Here is a 16,173-nt window from a genome sequence, read left to right as displayed (position 1 = left end):
GGGGGTCCAGGGGGCGGAGCCCCCTGGTTTTGGGTAAAGGGGCGGGTCTGGGGCGTCCCGCGAGGGTTCAGTACCAAGAACCCTGCGCCGCCGGCAGCGCCGCCAGGTCCGCCAGGTCCCGCGCCGTCAGGTGCAGCCCGGCCGCCCCGGCGTTCTCACGCGCCCACCGCTCCCGCTTGGCCCCCGGAATCGGCACCACCTGCGCCCCCTGCGCAAGCACCCACGCGAGGGCCACCTGCGCCGGAGTCGCCCCGTACCGCTCCGCGACCCGGCGCAGGCCCACGACGAGGGGCTGGTTGGCCGCCATCATCTCGGCGGTGAACCGGGGGTGCCGGGCGCGCAGGTCGTCCGGCTCGAAGCCCTGACCCGGCGTCAGCGTGCCCGTGAGGAAACCGTTCCCCAGCGGCATCGCCGCGAGGAGGCCCACGCCGCGCGCCGCGCACCACGGCAGCAGGACGTCGAGGGCCTCCGGCGACCACACCGAGAGCTCGGCCTCCACGGCCGTCACCGGGAAGACCTGCTGGATCCGCTCCAACTGCCGGACCGTGGAGTCGTGCAGCCCCGCACCCGTGCCCCGGCGCCCCGCCCGCGCCCCCACCGCGCACAGCCCGAGCGCCCGCACCTTCCCGGCCGTGACCAGGTCGGCCATCGCGCCCCAGGTCTCCTCGATCGGCACTTCGGGGTCGGCGCGGTGCAGCTGGTACAGGTCGATCGTGTCCGTCTGGAGCCGCCGCAGCGACGCGTCGCAGGCCCGCTTCACATAGCCGGGGCGGCCGTTGGCGACGATGTGCTGATCGCCCACGAGCAGCCCGCACTTGGTCGACACGAACGCCTCCGAGCGCCGCTCCTTCAGGACGCGGCCGATCAGCAGCTCGTTGGTGAACGGCCCGTACATGTCCGCCGTGTCGAGGAGCGTCGAGCCCTGGTCGAGCGCCGTGTGCAGGGTGCGCACCGAGGCGTCCCCGCGCTGCCGCGAGCTGGAGTACGCCCAGCTCATCGGCATGCAGCCGAGTCCGACGGCGCCCACCCCGAGCGCCCCGGCGCCGATCGTCCTGCGCTCCACCTGGCCGTGTCCTCCGCGTCGTCCGGTGATCTCTGTCTGGGCGGCCCCCAACGTAACCTCTGCGTCCGGGCGCGCGACGTGCGCCCTGTTCGCCAGGGGGTGTCCCGGCGGACATCCCTTAGCCTCCTGACCATGACAACCGACGTATGGCTGCCGTACGAAGCGTCCGGCATCGAGGGGCTGCCCGCCGCGTCCGATGCGGGTCTCACGTACCGCCTCTGGGACGGCGGAACGGACTATCCCGCCGACCCGGCGGACTGCGTGTTCTACGTAGTGCCGTACATGGAGCCCTCCAGCACCGTCGTACCGCCACTGGCACGCATGACGTCACTGCGGGTCGTACAGACGCTGACCGCGGGCATCGACCACATGCGGCCCGGCCTGAAGGACCTCGCCCCGGGCGTCCGGCTGTGCAACGCGCGCGGGGTGCACGAGGCCAGCACCGCGGAGCTCGCACTCACGCTGATCCTCGCCTCCCTGCGGGGCGTTCCGCGCTTCGTGGAGGGGCAGCGGGTCCAGGAGTGGCGCTCGGGGTTCTATCCGGCGCTCGCCGACAAGTCGGTGCTCATCGTGGGGTACGGGTCGATCGGCTCCGCGATCGAGGACCGGCTCGCTGTCTTTGAATGCGCGCGGGTGGCGCGCGTCGCGCGCTCCGAGCGCACCACGGCGCGCGGTCCGGTGCACCCGCTGACCCAACTGCCCCGACTGCTTCCTGAAGCCGATGTCGTGATCCTCTCCACGCCGCTCACCGACGCCACCAGGGGTTTGGCCGGCGCCGACTTCCTGGCGGGCATGAAGGACGGCGCGCTCCTGGTGAACGTGGCCCGCGGTCCCGTGGTCGACACCAAGGCGCTGCTCGCGGAGCTGGAGAGCGGCCGCCTCACCGCCGCCCTCGACGTCACGGACCCCGAGCCGCTGCCCCCGGGCCATCCGCTGTGGCAGGCCCCCGGCGTGCTCATCAGCCCGCACGTGGGCGGCTCGTCGTCCGCGTTCCTGCCGCGCGCGAAGCGCCTGCTGGCCGCGCAGGTGCGCCGGTACGCGGCCGGGGAGCCGCTCGACAACGTGGTCCTGGAGACCTGACGGACCGGTGATCGGCGCGGTGATCGGTAGGGCGGTCGGCTCAACGGTCCTGTTCGGTAAGGCGGTTCAGGAAACCGATCAGGACCGGTCGATATCCGGTGCCGGGTGACCGCATGGAACGGCAGGGACCGTTTATGTGCACGCTCCGCACCTGCTTGTGTGCGTGTTGTGTTCGCATCACCCCTGGTAGTCACGGAGCGTAGAGCGGACCTGTCCCTGAGTGACGAGGCTGGTGTATCGTCCCGACAGGGGCTGCGCCGCGTACCGATCGGCGCCGGGGATCGAGTAACGACACTGCGAGGGGGGCGACGGGCGATGCACGGCCTATGGGCGAACGATTCGACGCGGCGGGACCACCGCCCGCGACTCTCGCGCACACCAGCCCGCAGCCGTCGGCACTGCGCCCGGCGGCACCGGCTCCTGCGCCGGACCGCCCGGCGCCGTCCGCACCGGCCGGGGACCGACGTGTGCCGGCCGCGCGACCGCGCGGCCACCGGCCGCCCCTGGGCGACCCCGACGCTCCCGACGACCGGGGCGTCCCCGTCGACTGCGGCGCCCTCGACGCCCTCGACGCCCTCGTCACCGTCCCGCCCTGGCGCCCCGCGGAGTGGCCCCTGTGGTCCGACGACGCGCTCCCCGCGCGCGGGGACGGCGGGCGCGGCGGGCGCGGTGGTCCACGTGAAGCCCGGGCGCGACGGCCGTGGGCCTGGCGCCGCCGTGCCGAGCACCGTGCCGAGCGGGGCGGGCCGGTGAGCGGGCAGTCGGCCTCCGCGACCGTCCTCGACGGCGGGCTCGGGCGGGCGCCCGTGCCGTCGCAGCGCGCCCCCCTGGCCAGACGTCCGGCCCCCGGAGGGGGCGCGGGACTGTTCTCGCAGGTCGTCCTGCTCCTGGTCTGCGGCGGGTACGCGACGGGCTCCGCGCTCGGCTGGGGCTCGGACCGACTCGCGCTCATCATGGGCGACTTCGGCCTGAGCGCCGCCGCGGCGGCCGCCGCCGTCTCCTGCTTCCTCTACTCCCGCACCCGGCGCAGCCGCTTTCGACCCGCATGGCTGCTGTTCGCGCTCTCCTCCGCGATGGCGGCCTGCGGCAACGGCGTCTGGGGCTGGTACGAGGTCGTCCTGCGCGCGCCCGTGCCCCAGCGGGGCTTCGCGGACCTGTTCTTCCTGTGCTTCGCGCCGCCCGCCATCATCGGGCTCCTGGTGCTCGCCAAGCGGCCGGTCACCAAGGCCGGCTGGGTCTGCCTCGCGCTCGACGCGTGGCTCATCGGCGGCTCCCTGCTCACGCTCTCCTGGAGCCTCGCCCTCGCGCACACCGCGCAGTTCGAGGGCCCGAGCGTCGCCCACGCCGCGCTGTCGCTCGCGTACCCGCTCCTGGACATCGCCCTCGTCAGCATGGTCCTCGCGCTGCACTTCCGGCGGTCCTCGGCGAACCGGACCGCCGTGAACACCGCGATCGGCGCCCTCGCGCTCACCGTGATGTGCGACGCGCTGTTCACCTCGCCGCTGCTGCACGCCAGTTACCGCTCCGGCCAGCTGCTCGACGCGGGCTGGTTCGCCGGTTCGCTGCTGCTCGCGTACGCCCCCTGGGCCGTGCCGTGGCACGGGCGCGGGGAGCGGGGCGACCCCGGCCACGCGCCCGTGGCGCCCTGGGCGCACGCCGCGGGCCGCCCCGCGGGCGCCCGCGGCGGCGAGCCCGCCGAGGAGCGGACCGAGCGGGCCGAGCGGACCGACGACGCGCGGTACGCGCCCACCCGCCCCATCGCGGGCTCGCTCGCCGCGCTCACGCCCTACCTGGCCGCCGCCGTCTGCACGCTCGGGATCCTCTACAACGTCCTGAACGGCCGCAGCGTCGACGAGGTCGTGCTGTTCACCGCGGGCACCGTCGTCCTCGCGCTCGTCGTGCGCCAGGGCATCATGCTGCTCGACAACATCACGCTCACCCAGGAGCTGGCCCAGAAGGAGAACCACTTCAGGTCCCTCGTGCAGAGCTCCAGCGACGTCATCATGATCGCCGCACCGAGCGGCATCCTGAGATACGTCAGCCCGGCCGCCGCCGGTGTCTACGGCCGCGACGCCGACGAGCTCGTCGGTTCCGAACTGGCCACGCTCATGCACCCGGAGGACCTCGGCCGCGTCGTCCACGAGGTGCGCCGCTTCCTGACCGCCAACCCCGTGGAGGAGCCGACGACCCGCATCGAGTGCCGCTTCAAGTCCGGCACGGGCGAGTGGTTGAACGTGGAGTCCACCGTCAACCGCCACCACGGCGGCCTCATCTTCAACAGCCGCGACGTCACCGAACGGGTGCGCCTCCAGGCGCAGTTGCAGCACAACGCCGAGCACGACCCCCTCACCGACCTGCCCAACAGGGCGCTCTTCACCCGCCGAGTCGCCGCCGCGCTCGGCGGTCGCAGAGTCACCGACCGGGGCACCGCAGTTCTCTTCATCGACCTCGACGGCTTCAAGGCCGTCAACGACACGATCGGCCACCAGGCGGGTGACGCGCTCCTCGTGCAGGCCGCCCACCGCCTCCAGGAAGCGGTCCGCGCGTCGGACACCGCGTCCCGGCTCGGCGGCGACGAGTTCGCGGCCCTCATCGTGGGCGACGGCACCCGCGACCACGCCGCGCGCGAGAAGCACATACTGGAGCTCGCCGACCGCCTGAGACTGAGGCTCTCGCAGCCCTACGACATCGACGGCAACGATGTCCGGGTCGCCGCGTCCATCGGCGTCGCCTTCGCCGAACCGGGCGTCGGCGCGGGCGAGCTGCTGCGCAACGCCGACCTCGCGATGTACCGCGCGAAGGCCGCGGGCAAGGGCCGCGTCGAGCTGTACGCGCCCCAGATGCAGGCCGACGTCGCCCGCAAGGCCGAGCTGGCCACGCGCCTGCGCAGCGCCCTGCACGACGGCGAGTTCGCGCTCCTGCACCAGCCCGTGGTGTCCCTGGACACCGGCCGCATCGCGTCCGTCTCCGCCCAGGCGCGCTGGCGCTCGGCCCAGGGCATCCTGTTCACGCCCGCCGAGTTCCTGCGCACCGCCGACGACAGCGAGCGCACCGCAGAGCTGGGCCGCTGGCTGCTCCAGGAGGCCGTCGAGCAGGCCGCCGAGCGCCGCGGCGCCGGACACGCGGTGCCCGTCGCCGTGCGGCTCGGCGCGCGCCGCCTCGTGGACCGCTCCCTGCCCCTCGGCTCCCTGGAGGCGCTGCTCACGCGGCACGGCCTGCCGTCCGGCGCGCTCGTCATCGAGCTCACCGACAGCGACCCGCGCGTGTCCCTCGACGACCTGGAGCGCCGTCTGACGGCCCTGCGCAGGCTCGGCGTGCGGATCGCCCTCGACGGGTTCGGCAGCGGCTGCGCGGCCATCAACGCGCTGCGGCGCCTGCCCGTGGACGTACTGAAGCTGGACCGCGGCCTCATCGAGGGCGTCGTGGAGTCCGCGCGCCTCTACAAGATCACGTCGGGCCTCCTCCGGATCGCCACCGACCTCGGCCTGTCCTCCGTGGCCGACGGCGTCGACCACCCCGAGCAGGTCATCGCCCTGCGCGCCATGGGCTGCACGCACGGGCAGGGCATGGCCTTCTCCGGCCCGCTCGACGAGTTCCGGCTGCGCCGGGCCCTCACGGTCGGGGAGTACCCGGTGCCCCACGGCCCGGTGGAGCCGGTGTACGTGGGCGCGCCCGCGGGGGAGCCCGCCACGGCGTACGGCGAGGGCGCGACCGCGTTCGGCGCGGCCTACGGCGAGCCGTCCCCGGCGTTCGGGGGCTCCGCCGCGGCGGCCTTCGGCGGCGCGGGCACGGCCTGCGCGGCCGGATCCGGCCCCTATGGGCGCTCACATAATGAGACGCCCGTCCCACCTACTTGACAGGTGTGGCGCGCCGGAGGGAGGGTCAAGGCCATGCGCACCCGAATTCTCGTACTTGGAAAGCGCGTCGGCTGAAGCTGGGACGGCCCGGTCCGAACACCGGATGACCCCAGCGAACGCACCCGGCGCGCTCCCCTCGCTTGCCTCACGGCACGAGGGGTTTTTTGTTGCACTGGCACCTGTCAAACCCTGGCAAAAACCCCGCGAAACCCCGCACCACCCCGAGCAAGAAGCCCAGTTTCGAGATCAGCTTCGAGATCAGCGAAAACCCTCAGCTTCGAGAAGAGAATGCCGATGACCGAGCAGGCCACCGGGGCCCACCATCCGCAGCCGCGGCCCCGATCCTCTGGACAGCAGTCCGCCTCCGTCGAGCACGTCACGGGCGCCCAGTCCCTGATCCGCTCCCTCGAGGAAGTCGGGGCCGACACGGTATTCGGCATTCCCGGAGGCGCGATCCTCCCCGCGTACGACCCGATGATGGACTCCACCCGGGTCCGCCACGTCCTGGTCCGGCACGAGCAGGGCGCGGGCCACGCGGCCACCGGGTACGCCCAGGCCACCGGCAAGGTCGGCGTCTGCATGGCCACCTCGGGCCCCGGCGCCACCAACCTGGTCACGCCCATCGCCGACGCGCACATGGACTCGGTGCCGCTGGTGGCGATCACCGGCCAGGTCTCCTCCAAGGCGATCGGCACGGACGCCTTCCAGGAGGCCGACATCGTCGGCATCACCATGCCGATCACCAAGCACAACTTCCTGGTCACCCGGGCCGAGGACATCCCGCGCACCATCGCCGAGGCGTTCCACATCGCCTCCACCGGCCGTCCGGGCCCCGTCCTCGTCGACATCGCCAAGGACGCGCTGCAGGCCCGCACCACGTTCTCCTGGCCGCCGCAGCAGGAGCTGCCCGGCTACCGCCCGGTGACCAAGCCGCACGCCAAGCAGATCCGCGAGGCCGCCAAGCTGATCACGGCCGCCAAGCGCCCCGTCCTGTACGTCGGCGGCGGCGTCATCAAGGCCGGCGCCACCGCCGAGCTGAAGGTCCTCGCCGAGCTCACCGGCGCGCCCGTCACCACCACCCTGATGGCGCTCGGCGCGTTCCCCGACAGCCACCCGCTGCACGTGGGCATGCCCGGCATGCACGGTGCCGTCACCGCCGTCACCGCGCTGCAGAAGGCCGACCTGATCGTCGCCCTCGGCGCCCGCTTCGACGACCGCGTCACCGGCAAGCTGGACAGCTTCGCCCCGTACGCCAAGATCGTGCACGCGGACATCGACCCGGCCGAGATCGGCAAGAACCGCGCCGCCGACGTGCCGATCGTCGGTGACGCCCGCGAGGTCATCGCCGACCTCGTCCAGGCCATCCAGGCCGAGCACACCGCGGGCCACACCGGCGACTACGCCGCCTGGTGGGCCGACCTCAACCGCTGGCGCGAGACCTACCCGCTGGGCTACGACCACCCGGACAACGGCCAGCTCGCGCCGCAGCAGGTCATCGAGCGGATCGGCCAACTGGCGCCCGAGGGCACGATCTTCGCGGCGGGCGTCGGCCAGCACCAGATGTGGGCCGCCCACTTCATCCAGTACGAGCGGCCCGCGACCTGGCTCAACTCCGGCGGCGCCGGGACGATGGGCTACGCCGTGCCGGCCGCGATGGGCGCGAAGGCCGGCATGCCCGACCGCACGGTGTGGGCGATCGACGGCGACGGCTGCTTCCAGATGACCAATCAGGAGCTGACCACCTGCGCCCTGAACAACATCCCGATCAAGGTCGCCATCATCAACAACGGCGCCCTCGGCATGGTCCGCCAGTGGCAGACGCTCTTCTACAACCAGCGCTACTCCAACACCGTGCTGCACAGCGGCCCGGAGGCCGACGGCGCCGCGTCCGCCGAGGCGGCGAGCGCCGGCACCCGCGTCCCCGACTTCGTCAAGCTGTCCGAGGCGATGGGCTGCCACGCGATCCGCTGCGAGCGCCCGGAGGACGTGGACAAGGTCATCGAGGAGGCCAACGCGATCAACGACCGGCCCGTCGTGATCGACTTCATCGTCCACGAGGACGCCCAGGTCTGGCCGATGGTCGCGGCGGGCACCTCGAACGACGAGGTCATGGCCGCCCGGGGCGTCCGCCCCGACTTCGGCGACAGCGAAGACGACTGAGAGCACCAGGAAGAGGTACGACCGCCATGACCGTCATGTCCAAGCACACGCTCTCGGTCCTCGTCGAGAACACCCCCGGCATCCTCGCTAGGATCGCCGCCCTCTTCTCCCGCCGCGGCTTCAACATCGACTCCCTGGCCGTCGGCGTCACCGAGCACCCCGACATCTCGCGCATCACCATCGTCGTGAACGTCGAGGACCTGCCGCTCGAACAGGTCACGAAGCAGCTCAACAAGCTGGTGAACGTCCTGAAGATCGTCGAACTGGAGCCGGGCTCGGCCGTCCAGCGCGAACTCGTCCTCGTGAAGGTCCGCGCCGACAACGAGACCCGCTCCCAGATCGTCGAGATCGTCCAGCTGTTCCGCGCCAAGACCGTGGACGTCTCGCCCGAGGCCGTGACCATCGAGGCCACCGGGTCGAGCGACAAGCTGGAGGCCATGCTCAAGATGCTCGAACCCTTCGGCATCAAGGAGCTGGTGCAGTCCGGCACGATCGCCATCGGCCGCGGCTCCCGTTCGATCACGGACCGCAGCCTGCGGGCACTGGACCGCACCGCCTGACGTTCCGTATTCCGGAACCCCTCACCTTCCCTGACCGGACCCGCCGTACGGTGGGACGCAACATCAGCACACATAGGAGATTTCCAGTGGCCGAGCTGTTCTACGACGCCGACGCCGACCTGTCCATCATCCAGGGCCGCAAGGTCGCGGTCATCGGTTACGGCAGCCAGGGCCACGCCCACGCCCTTTCGCTGCGCGACTCCGGTGTGGACGTGCGGGTCGGCCTCCACGAGGGCTCCAAGTCCAAGGTCAAGGCCGAGGAGCAGGGCCTGCGCGTGGTGACGCCCGCCGAGGCCGCCGCCGAGGCCGACGTCATCATGATCCTGGTCCCGGACCCCATCCAGGCGCAGGTCTACGAGGAGTCCATCAAGGACAACCTGAAGGAGGGCGACGCGCTCTTCTTCGGCCACGGCCTGAACATCCGCTTCGGCTTCATCAAGGCCCCGGCGGGCGTCGACGTCTGCATGGTCGCCCCGAAGGGCCCGGGCCACCTGGTGCGCCGCCAGTACGAGGAGGGCCGCGGCGTGCCGTGCATCGCGGCCGTCGAGCAGGACGCCACGGGCAAGGGCTTCGAGCTCGCCCTGTCGTACGCCAAGGGCATCGGCGGCACCCGCGCGGGCGTCATCAAGACGACGTTCACCGAGGAGACCGAGACCGACCTGTTCGGCGAGCAGGCCGTCCTCTGCGGTGGTACGGCCGCGCTGGTCAAGGCGGGCTTCGAGACCCTCGTCGAGGCGGGCTACCAGCCGGAGATCGCCTACTTCGAGTGCCTGCACGAGCTGAAGCTCATCGTGGACCTGATGTACGAGGGCGGCCTGGACAAGATGCGCTGGTCGGTCTCCGAGACCGCCGAGTGGGGCGACTACGTCACCGGCCCCCGGATCATCACGGACGCCACCAAGGCCGAGATGAAGAAGGTCCTCGCCGAGATCCAGGACGGCACGTTCGCCCAGCAGTGGATGGACGAGTACCACGGTGGCCTGAAGAAGTACAACGAGTACAAGAAGCAGGACCAGGACCACCTCCTGGAGACCACGGGCAAGGAGCTGCGCAAGCTCATGTCCTGGGTCAACGACAACGAGTAGGGCGTACGTCGACGGGGTCGGGGCCACGGTCCCGGCCCCGTCGGCCGTCGTACCGCCGCGGGGCTCCGCCCCGGACCCCGCTCCTCGATCGCCCCCACTGCCTCAAGGGCGTGGGAGGTGCCCCCGAGGGGCGCTATTTCCGCACGTCCGGGTGATCCTTTCAGGGAGGCGCAGGAAGGGTCCCCGCGCGCTACTAGACTGCACACCACATTCGCGTCGGGCCCACAGCGTCGTGCGTCTTCCACGCGGCTAGCGACACCGCCTGCGGCCGTCGGGACGGCCGTCCGCATTGGACTTGTGAGGACTCACGTGAGCACTGCTGCCAACGGCAAACCGGTCGTACTCATCGCTGAAGAGCTGTCGCCCGCGACCGTCGACGCCCTGGGCCCGGACTTCGAGATCCGGCACTGCAACGGCGCGGACCGCGCCGAGCTGCTGCCCGCGATCGCCGACGTCGACGCCATCCTGGTCCGCTCCGCGACCAAGGTCGACGCCGAGGCCATCGCCACCGCCCGCAAGCTGAAGGTCGTCGCCCGCGCGGGCGTCGGCCTCGACAACGTCGACGTGTCGGCCGCCACGAAGGCGGGCGTCATGGTGGTGAACGCCCCCACCTCGAACATCGTCACCGCCGCCGAGCTCGCCTGCGGCCTGATCCTCGCCACCGCGCGCAACATCCCGCAGGCCAACACGGCGCTGAAGAACGGCGAGTGGAAGCGCTCCAAGTACACGGGCGTCGAGCTCGCCGAGAAGACGCTCGGCGTCGTCGGCCTCGGCCGCATCGGGGCGCTCGTCTCCCAGCGGATGTCCGCGTTCGGCATGAAGGTCGTCGCGTACGACCCGTACGTACAGCCCGCGCGCGCCGCGCAGATGGGCGTCAAGGTCCTCTCCCTCGACGAGCTCCTCGAGGTCTCCGACTTCATCACCGTGCACCTGCCGAAGACGCCCGAGACGGTGGGCCTCATCGGCGACGAGGCGCTTCACAAGGTCAAGCCGTCGGTGCGCGTCGTGAACGCCGCGCGCGGCGGGATCGTCGACGAGGAGGCGCTGTACTCGGCGCTGAAGGAGGGCCGCGTCGCGGGCGCCGGCCTCGACGTGTACGCGAAGGAGCCGTGCACCGACTCGCCGCTCTTCGAGCTCGACCAGGTCGTGTGCACCCCCCACCTCGGTGCCTCCACGGACGAGGCACAGGAGAAGGCGGGCATCTCCGTCGCCAAGTCCGTACGGCTCGCCCTCGCGGGCGAGTTGGTGCCGGACGCCGTCAACGTCCAGGGCGGTGTCATCGCCGAGGACGTCCGGCCCGGCCTGCCGCTCGCCGAGAAGCTCGGCCGGATCTTCACCGCGCTCGCGGGCGAGGTCGCGGTGCGGCTCGACGTCGAGGTGTACGGCGAGATCACCCAGCACGACGTGAAGGTGCTCGAACTGTCCGCGCTCAAGGGCGTGTTCGAGGACGTGGTGGACGAGACGGTGTCGTACGTCAACGCTCCGCTGTTCGCGCAGGAGCGGGGCGTCGAGGTACGGCTCACCACCTCGTCCGAGTCGCCCGACCACCGGAACGTGGTCACCGTGCGGGGCACCCTCAGCGACGGCGAGGAGGTCGCCGTGTCCGGCACGCTCGCCGGGCCCAAGAACCACCAGAAGATCGTGGCCGTCGGCGACTACGACGTGGACCTGGCGCTCGCCGACCACATGGTCGTGCTGCGGTACGCGGACCGGCCGGGTGTCGTCGGGACGGTGGGGCGTGTCCTGGGTGAGGCCGGGGTCAACATCGCGGGGATGCAGGTCGCTCGGGCTGACGTCGGTGGGGAGGCACTGGCCGTGCTGACCGTGGACTCCACGGTGCCGCAGCCGGTGCTGGCGGAGCTGTCGGAGGAGATCGGCGCGGCGTCGGCGCGGTCGGTCAACCTGGCGGACTAGGTCCGTCGCGGGGGGCACCCCAGTCCCACCCCTTCCCGAAACCAAGGGGCTCCGCCCCCTGGACCCCCTTTTACCCGCGCTTCGCGCTTGTCCTCAAACGCCGGACGGGCTGGATTTTCCAGCCCGTCCGGCGAAGATTTCAGCCCGTCCGGCGTTTGAGGACGAGGCGCGGAGCGCCGATTGCGGGGGTCTAGGGGGCGCAGCCCCCAGAAGAGGGCGGGCGGGTGGGAGAGTCCCGCAGGGCCCGCGCGGCGAGCGCACCCGCGGCCAGGAGCACCACGGCCCCCACCACCGCGGCCACATGCATCCCACTGGTGAACGCGGACCGCGCCGCCGCCGCGAGCGCGGCCCCGGCCGCGGGCGGCAACTGATCGGCGGCCGCGAGGGCGCCCCCCAACGTGTCCGGCGCCCCACCCGGCACCTCATGACCGTAGACCCCGGTGCCGATCGACCCCAGGACCGCCATCCCGAGCGCTCCGCCGAACTCCTGGCCCGTCTCCAGGAGCGAGGACGCCGCGCCGGCCTTCTCGGCGGGGGCCGCGCCGAGCGCCAGGTCGGTCAGCTGTGAGGTGACCACGGCCGCGCCGCACGCGAGGACACCGGCGGCGCCGAGGACCGTCCACAGGGAGTTGGTCCCGGCGAGGGCGAGGATCCCGTAGCCGCACGCGGAGAGCGTGAAGCCGCCCGCGACCACGTACGCCCGGTTCGCACCCCGCTGCACGAGGGCCACCGCGGCCGGGGCCGCGAAGCCGATCGGGACCGACGGCAGCAGCGCCCACAGCGCCGCCTCGAGCGCGCTCTTGCCGAGCACCGACTGCAGGTACTGCGTCGTGAAGTACGCCGAACCCATCATCGCGAAGGACGAGATGAGGTTCAGGGACACGGCGGAGCCGAAGCCGCGGCGGAACAGGGCGGGGGAGATCAGCGGGGACGCGGCGGTGCGCTGGCGGCGTACGAAGAGGACGGCGAAGGCGAGACCCACGGCCAGCGACACCACGTACTGCGGGCGGACGCCCTCCGCGGCGAACTCCTTCAGGGCGTAGACGAGCGGCAGCACCGCGGCCATCGACAGGGGGACGCTGAGCGCGTCGAAGCGGCCCGGGTCCGGGTCCTTGGACTCCGGGATGAGGACCGGCGCGAGCAGCAGGAGCAGCACCATCGCGGGCAGGTTGACCAGGAAGACCGAGCCCCACCAGAAGAACTCGACGAGGACGCCGCTGAGGACCGAGCCCAGGGCGATCCCCGCGACCATCACCCCCGACCAGATGCCGATCGCCTTCGCCCGCTGCCCGGCATCGGTGAACATCGTGCGCACCAGCGCCATCGTGGACGGCATCAGGGTGGCGCCGCCGATGCCGAGGACCGCGCGGGCGGCGATCAGCATGCCGGGGCTCGACGCGTAGGCGGCGGCGACGGAGGCCGCGCCGAAGGCGGTGGCGCCGAAGAGGAGGAGCTTGCGGCGGCCGATGCGGTCGCCGAGCGAGCCCATCGTCATGAGCAGGCCCGCGAGCACGAACGCGTAGATGTCGAACATCCACAGCTGCTGGGTCCCGCTCGGCTCCAGGTCCGCGCTGATCGCGGGGATCGCGAAGTAGAGGACCGAGACGTCCATCGAGACCAGGAGCAGCGGCAGCATCAGGACGGCCAGGGCCGTCCACTCCTTGCGTCCGGCGCGGTCGGCGGCCGGTGGGTGGGCGAGGTTCGTCGTCATGGGCCAGGACTGTACGCACGTCTTATACGGCTGTCTAGTACGAGTGTTTAAAACGTACGTATGGGACGGCTGTCTGGATCGGGGATAGGGTGCCGCCATGGGACACCGTGAGGATCTGCTCGAAGGCGCCAAGCGCTGCCTGCTGGAGAAGGGGTTCGTGCGCACGACGGCGCGCGACATCGTCAAGGAGTCGGGGACGAACCTGGCGTCCATCGGCTACCACTACGGGTCGAAGGACGCGCTGCTCGTGGAGGCGTACGTCGCGCTCATCGAGCCCATGGGCACGGAGTTCACGGCCGCGCTCGGCGGGGGCGGCGACGACGCGGGCGGCCTGGAGCACTTCCGGGGGGTCTGGGCGAACATCGTCCGCTCGCTTCCGGAGTCACGTGCCGTCTGGATGCTCACCCTGGAGGTCATCACGCAGGGCGAACGGCTCGCCGGGGTGCGGGAGTTGCTGGTGAAGGCGCAGGTCGAGGGGCGGCGCGGGCTCACCGCGATGTTCACGGGGATCGACGAGGACGCGCTGCCCGATGACGTCGTGGAGAGCGAGGGCCGCTTCTACACGACGCTGCTCAACGGGCTCATGGTGCAGTGGCTCTTCGACCCGGAGTCGGCGACGGACGCGGAGCAGCTGACGGAGGGGCTGCGGCGGGTGATGGAGCGGGCTTCGGGCGCGGGCGCCTGAGGTCTTGCGCCGGGAGCTTCGTGCGCGCGTCCGCCGGTATGCGCGCGTCAGCCGGTGAACCCCGGCACCACCAGGCCTGATTCGTACGCGATCACCACCGCGTGGGTCCGGTTCTGCGCGCCGAGCTTGGTCAGCACGTTCCCGACGTGCGTCTTCACCGTCTCCAGGCTCACCGTGAGCGACCGCGCGATCTCCGGGTTGGACAGGCCGGTGGCCATCAGGCGCAGCACCTCCTCCTCCCGCTCCGTCAGTGCCGCCTTCGGCAGCGCCTCGGCGGAGCCCAGCGGGCGGGCGGCGACCATCCGGCGCAGGGCCGCCGGGAAGAGGATCGCCTCCCCGGCCGCCACCACGCGTACCGCCTCGGCGATCTGCCGGACCGGAAGCCGCTTGAGCACGAACCCGCTGGCCCCCGCGCTGAGCGCGGCGGTGACGTAGTCGTCGTTCTCGAAGGTGGTGATCACCACGACCTTCGGCGGTGCGGCCCATCCGGCTGATCCGGCTGATCCGGCCGATCCGGCTGATCCGGCTGATCCGGTCGGCTCGGCGAGGAGGTGGCGGGTGGCCTCGATGCCGTTGCGGCGCGGCATCCGTACGTCCATCAGGACCACGTCGGGGCGCAGCCGCCGCGCCTGCTCGACCGCCTCGACGCCGTCGGCGGCCTCCCCGACCACCGTGATCCCCGGCTGTGCCGCGAGCAGGGTGCGCAGACCGCTGCGGGTCACCTCGTCGTCGTCCGCGATCAGGAGGGTGACGGGGGCGGCGCCCGGCACGGCGGCTGAGGTCGCGTCGGTGCCGGTCATGCCGAGCCCCGTACCGGGAGCCGGACCGCGAGGCGCCAGTGCCGCGGCCCGTCCGGGCCGACCTCGATCTCGCCGTGCAGCAGCCGCACGCGCTCGGTGAGGCCGGGCAGGCCGTGCCCGGACGTCCGGAAGACCCCCGCGCCCGTAGGCATGCCCGCGCCCGCCCCATTGACCACACCGAGCTCCAGGCGGTCCGGCAGGGCCGCCACCCGGACCCCGATCGGACCGCCCGTCCCGTGCCGCAACGCGTTCGTCAGGCCTTCCTGCAGGATCCGGTACGCGGCCCGGGAGAGCGTCCCCTGCACCTGCGCCAACTCGCCGGACAGCTCCACATCGAGGACCGCGCCCGCGTGCCGCAGCCGGTCGAGCAGGTCGGGCAGGTCGGCCAGGGTCCGGGTCGGCGCCGTATCCGCCTTCTCCTCGCGCAGTGCGCCCAGTACGTAATCCAGGTCCTCAAGCGCGGCCCTGGCCGACTCCTCGATGCTGCGCAGCGCGGCCCGCGCCGCCGTCGGGTCGGCGGAAAGGACCTCGCCCGCGACCGCCGCCTGGATCGTGGTCGCGGTCAGCGTGTGCCCGATCGAGTCGTGCAGCTCGTGGGCCAGCCTGTTGCGCTCGGCGAGGCGCTGCTCCCGCTCGGCCATCAGCGCGAGCCGCTCGGCCGACGAAGGACCCAGGAGCCTGGGCGCCAGCCACCGCAGCGCGCCCGTCACCAGCACGCACACGACCGCCGCGAGCAGCAGGCAGCAGAGCGCCACCACCCAGCTCCGCCAGCCGCCGTCGGACCGCAGCGACCGGCCGAACAGGCTCAGCCCGGCCTCGGCACCGAGCCAGTCCCCGGGGAGGGCGATCCCCATGAGGATCAGCGCGCCGCTCGTCAGCGCCCCCGTCCACCCGAGCGCCACGTGCAGCAGCAGCCAGAGAGGGGTCCGCAGGCGGTCGGCGCCGGACGGCACGGCGGCCGGGTCCGGCAACGACACCCTCAGCAGGGGGCGGGCGAACGCGATCAGCGCCCGCCGCGTGCTGCGGGCAAGACCGACCGAGCCGATCAGTGCTGCCCAGACCAGGAGGACCAGGGCGGCCTGCACTCCGTAGGGAGCGGACGGCCACGCCAGCGTCGGCAGCAGTGCGAATGCCAGCAGCGGAAGGCTCGCCAGCGCGCCGCAGTAGGCGAACAGCATGCCCGAATACGTGGAGCCGCGCAGCAGCGGCCGAATTGCCCTGATCATAACCGCCCCAGTATGACCGGGCGGCTCACCGA

General features: G+C 72.1%; 11 protein-coding genes. 7 read left to right on the top strand and 4 right to left on the bottom strand.

Features of this window, described 5'->3' with window-relative positions; genetic code table 11:
• Nucleotides 1–67: 67 nt before the first annotated feature.
• Nucleotides 68–1,063: an aldo/keto reductase gene (locus ACFWZ5_RS28935; protein WP_384803198.1), complete on the bottom strand. Its 996-nt coding sequence runs from the start codon at nucleotides 1,061–1,063 to the stop codon at nucleotides 68–70.
• Nucleotides 1,064–1,195: 132 nt separating this feature from the next.
• Here ACFWZ5_RS28935 and ACFWZ5_RS28930 point away from each other — a divergent pair, with 132 nt between their 5' ends.
• The 6 genes from ACFWZ5_RS28930 (at nucleotide 1,196) to serA (ending at nucleotide 11,719) form a co-directional block, all read left to right on the top strand.
• Nucleotides 1,196–2,143, top strand: a complete 948-nt coding sequence (locus ACFWZ5_RS28930; protein WP_384803201.1) for a 2-hydroxyacid dehydrogenase — start codon at nucleotides 1,196–1,198, stop codon at nucleotides 2,141–2,143.
• Nucleotides 2,144–2,892: 749 nt separating this feature from the next.
• Nucleotides 2,893–6,000, top strand: coding sequence for a putative bifunctional diguanylate cyclase/phosphodiesterase (locus ACFWZ5_RS28925; protein WP_384803213.1), 3,108 nt, complete (start codon nucleotides 2,893–2,895; stop codon nucleotides 5,998–6,000).
• 288 nt (nucleotides 6,001–6,288) lie between these two features.
• A complete protein-coding gene (locus ACFWZ5_RS28920; RefSeq protein ID WP_384803204.1) occupies nucleotides 6,289–8,160 on the top strand; it encodes an acetolactate synthase large subunit in 1,872 nt (623 codons plus the stop codon).
• Between the two features lie 35 nt (nucleotides 8,161–8,195).
• Complete coding sequence (gene ilvN / locus ACFWZ5_RS28915; protein ID WP_242724007.1) at nucleotides 8,196–8,720, top strand: acetolactate synthase small subunit; 525 nt, start codon at nucleotides 8,196–8,198, stop codon at nucleotides 8,718–8,720.
• An 86-nt stretch (nucleotides 8,721–8,806) separates the two neighbouring features.
• Nucleotides 8,807–9,805, top strand: coding sequence for a ketol-acid reductoisomerase (gene ilvC / locus ACFWZ5_RS28910; protein WP_384803207.1), 999 nt, complete (start codon nucleotides 8,807–8,809; stop codon nucleotides 9,803–9,805).
• 309 nt (nucleotides 9,806–10,114) lie between these two features.
• Complete coding sequence (gene serA, locus ACFWZ5_RS28905) at nucleotides 10,115–11,719, top strand: phosphoglycerate dehydrogenase (RefSeq protein ID WP_384803210.1); 1,605 nt, start codon at nucleotides 10,115–10,117, stop codon at nucleotides 11,717–11,719.
• Nucleotides 11,720–11,909: 190 nt separating this feature from the next.
• On the opposite strand, the gene ACFWZ5_RS28900 is transcribed toward serA, so the two are convergent.
• Entirely contained in the window at nucleotides 11,910–13,430 is a 1,521-nt protein-coding gene (locus tag ACFWZ5_RS28900) for an MFS transporter (protein WP_384805511.1), read from the bottom strand.
• A gap of 97 nt (nucleotides 13,431–13,527) precedes the next feature.
• Here ACFWZ5_RS28900 and ACFWZ5_RS28895 point away from each other — a divergent pair, with 97 nt between their 5' ends.
• On the top strand, nucleotides 13,528–14,115 hold the full coding sequence (locus tag ACFWZ5_RS28895; protein WP_384805509.1) for a TetR/AcrR family transcriptional regulator: 588 nt from the start codon (nucleotides 13,528–13,530) through the stop codon (nucleotides 14,113–14,115).
• Between the two features lie 47 nt (nucleotides 14,116–14,162).
• On the opposite strand, the gene ACFWZ5_RS28890 is transcribed toward ACFWZ5_RS28895, so the two are convergent.
• Together ACFWZ5_RS28890 and ACFWZ5_RS28885 are read right to left on the bottom strand one after the other, a co-directional pair.
• The gene (locus ACFWZ5_RS28890) at nucleotides 14,163–14,915 is read right to left on the bottom strand and encodes a response regulator (RefSeq protein ID WP_384805507.1); all 753 of its coding nucleotides are present in this window, start codon (nucleotides 14,913–14,915) and stop codon (nucleotides 14,163–14,165) included.
• Nucleotides 14,912–16,141 carry a sensor histidine kinase gene (locus ACFWZ5_RS28885; protein ID WP_384805505.1) on the bottom strand — a complete coding sequence of 410 codons (1,230 nt, stop codon included), beginning with the start codon at nucleotides 16,139–16,141 and terminating at the stop codon, nucleotides 14,912–14,914. The genes ACFWZ5_RS28890 and ACFWZ5_RS28885 overlap by 4 nt, the downstream gene beginning before the upstream one ends.
• Nucleotides 16,142–16,173: the final 32 nt, after the last annotated feature.

It is taken from the genome of Streptomyces sp. NPDC059003 (genome assembly GCF_042740445.1).
Taxonomy (GTDB): Bacteria; Actinomycetota; Actinomycetes; order Streptomycetales; family Streptomycetaceae; genus Streptomyces.
The sequence above is the reverse complement of the archived record's forward strand: the minus strand, read 5'-3'. Positions and strand labels throughout refer to the sequence as shown.

Coding starts and splice junctions, on each gene's coding strand:
- ACFWZ5_RS28930 (WP_384803201.1), top strand. CDS start 1,196: ATGACAACCGACGTATGGCTGCCGTACGAAGCGTCCGGCATCGAGGGG.
- ACFWZ5_RS28920 (WP_384803204.1), top strand. CDS start 6,289: ATGCCGATGACCGAGCAGGCCACCGGGGCCCACCATCCGCAGCCGCGG.
- ACFWZ5_RS28885 (WP_384805505.1), bottom strand. CDS start 16,141: ATGATCAGGGCAATTCGGCCGCTGCTGCGCGGCTCCACGTATTCGGGC.
- ACFWZ5_RS28895 (WP_384805509.1), top strand. CDS start 13,528: ATGGGACACCGTGAGGATCTGCTCGAAGGCGCCAAGCGCTGCCTGCTG.
- ACFWZ5_RS28890 (WP_384805507.1), bottom strand. CDS start 14,915: ATGACCGGCACCGACGCGACCTCAGCCGCCGTGCCGGGCGCCGCCCCC.
- ACFWZ5_RS28900 (WP_384805511.1), bottom strand. CDS start 13,430: ATGACGACGAACCTCGCCCACCCACCGGCCGCCGACCGCGCCGGACGC.
- ilvN (WP_242724007.1), top strand. CDS start 8,196: ATGTCCAAGCACACGCTCTCGGTCCTCGTCGAGAACACCCCCGGCATC.